3 protein-coding genes are annotated in these 2578 nt (G+C 38.5%); all 3 read left to right on the top strand.

Annotated features, from left to right (window positions below):
• Positions 1–14 precede the first annotated feature (14 nt).
• Positions 15–656, top strand: coding sequence for an imidazole glycerol phosphate synthase subunit HisH (gene hisH / locus F6K49_RS40525; RefSeq protein WP_293106531.1), 642 nt, complete (start codon positions 15–17; stop codon positions 654–656).
• Positions 649–1437, top strand: coding sequence for an imidazole glycerol phosphate synthase cyclase subunit (locus F6K49_RS40520; protein ID WP_293106528.1), 789 nt, complete (start codon positions 649–651; stop codon positions 1435–1437). Before hisH ends, F6K49_RS40520 begins: the two co-directional genes overlap by 8 nt.
• Positions 1438–1471: 34 nt before the next feature.
• The coding region (locus tag F6K49_RS40515) for an N-acetyl sugar amidotransferase (protein WP_293106525.1) at positions 1472–2578 on the top strand (1107 nt) is incomplete at its 3' end.

Raw genomic sequence — 2578 nt, 5'->3', positions numbered from 1 at the left:
TTTAAGTTATTTGTATGAACCAAAAAAAGTTAGCAATTATTGATTATGGCATGGGTAATCTCCGTTCAGTTGCTAATGCTTTTTTAGCCCTCAACTATCAGGCTGTAGTTACTAAAAATCCAGAAGATTTGCGTCAAGCAACCCATATTATTCTTCCAGGAGTTGGAGCCTTTGGAGATGGAATGCAAAATCTGCTATCTGGTGGTTGGGTTAAGGTTTTAGAAGAGGAAGTTAGGGAAAAAAATAAACCCTTTTTAGGCATATGTCTAGGTATGCAACTTTTAGCTACTGCTGGAACAGAACATGGTTACCACAAAGGTTTAGACTGGATTAAAGGCATGGTTAAGTATCTAGAAGTTAACGAAATCAGTATTCGAGTTCCTCATATTGGTTGGAATGAAGTTCGTTTTTTTAACAAAGATTGCCTTTATAGCGGCTTAGGTGATTCCCAAGTTTTCTATTTTGTGCATAGCTATGTATTTCATCCTGAAGATAATAAGTTAATTAGTGGTGTGACTTCACACGGTGTCGATTTTGTCTCTAGCCTTGAAGCTGGGAATATTTATGCTGTTCAGTTTCACCCGGAAAAAAGTCAAACTATAGGGTTAGAAGTTTTAAAAAACTTTATGACAAAAACAGGTAAAAACAATGCTTAAAAAGCGCCTTATACCAGTTTTACTTTTAAAAAATGGTTTACTTGTTCGCAGCGAATTATTTAAAATTCACCAAATTATTGGTAATCCTATTTATGAAGTACAGCGCTTCAATGAATGGAATGTTGATGAATTAATCTACTTAGATATTAGCCGTGAAGAAGGATACGACTTGCGTCGAAATGACCATAAAACTAAGGGTTTAACAGAACCATTACAAATCCTAGATGAAGTAAGCAAAACCTGTTTTATGCCTCTAACATGGGGTGGCAGAATTCGTACAGTTGAGCAGATGCGCCAAATAATTAGTCGGGGTGCAGACAAAATCACAATAAACACAGCGGCAGTACAAAATCCAGAATTAATTACTCAAGGTGCCAAAATATTTGGTAGTCAGGCAATTGTTGTCAGCATTGATGTACTGCGACATCCTGATGGACAAACAGAGGTTTTTATTGATGGTGGTCATAAACCTACAGCTATGAAACCTGAGTATTGGGCTAAGGAAGTAGAGGAACGGGGCGCTGGTGAAATTTTACTGAATAGTATCGACCGCGATGGTACTGGACAGGGTTACGACCTTGAACTTATCAACGCGGTTGTCTCCGCCACTAAAATTCCAGTAATTGCTTGTGGTGGTGTTGGTCGATATGAGCATTATGTGGAAGGTATAAAAGCTGGTGCCTCTGCGATTGCTGCTGCCAATATCTGGCATTTTAAAGAATTGTCAGACCGAAGAGGAAAGCGTGCTTTAGCAAAAGCTGGGATTGAAGTTAGATTATAAAAAATTATAAAAAATTAGGAATAATTAGGAAATTATGTCTGTTCAATATTGCACAAAGTGTGTTTATCCCGCAGCTAGTGCTGCTCCTTTAACATTTGATGAAAATGGTGTTTGTTCTGGATGTCGTGTCCATGAACAGAAAAAAAATATCGATTGGGAACAGCGGTGGCAGTGGCTGAAAGAACTGACCGATGAATATCGCAGCGATAGTAACTATGATATTGTTATTCCAGTCAGTGGCGGCAAAGATAGTTATTTTCAAACACACATTGCTGTTAAAGAATTGGGATTGAAGCCCCTTTTGGTGACTTATCATGGCAATAACTATCTTCCAGAAGGTGAGTACAATCTTTACCGAATGAGGGAGGTATTTGATTGCGACCACATCATAGTTCGTCCGAGTATAGATACCCTGATTAAAATGAATCGCATTGGCTTTAAATTACAGGGTGATATGAACTGGCATGGACACTGCGGAATTTTTACAGTACCAATTCAAGTTGCAGTTCGTTACAAAGTCCCATTAATTTTATGGGGTGAACATGGCTTTATGGATTTGGGTGGCATGTATTCCTATAATGACCTCGTGGAATTTACCGCCAAGTGTCGCTTAGAACATGCTCTAAGGGGATATGACTGGTATGATTTCACCGATGAAGGTTTAGAAAAACTGGGTCGTTCAGAATTAAAAGAAGGTTTAAGAACCAAGGATTTATTGTGGGCACAGTATCCATCTGATCAGGAAATTGATGAAGTCGAAGTACGTGGTATTTATTTGAGTAACTTTCTAAATTGGGAAGCGAATGAACATTCCAAACTGGTAATGGAACTGTATGGATGGCGTCCGGCACAGCAGCCTTTTGAACGTACATATCGAAATATTTCTAACTTAGATGATATGCATGAAAATGGCATTCACGATTACTTGAAATTCGTTAAATTTGGATATGGACGTGGATATGATCATGCTTCTAAAGATATTAGAGCAGGTATTATGACCCGCAACCAAGGTATTGAGATGGTACGCAAATACGATCATATTAAGCCACGTCGAGACTTAGAACGTTGGCTAAATTATGTGGATATGACAGAGGCCGAATTTGATTATATTTGTGATACCTTCCGCGACCCTCGTGTGTGG

It is taken from the genome of Moorena sp. SIO3I6 (genome assembly GCF_010672095.1).
Note: the sequence above shows the minus strand (reverse complement) of the source record. Positions and strands in the feature narration are given on the sequence as shown.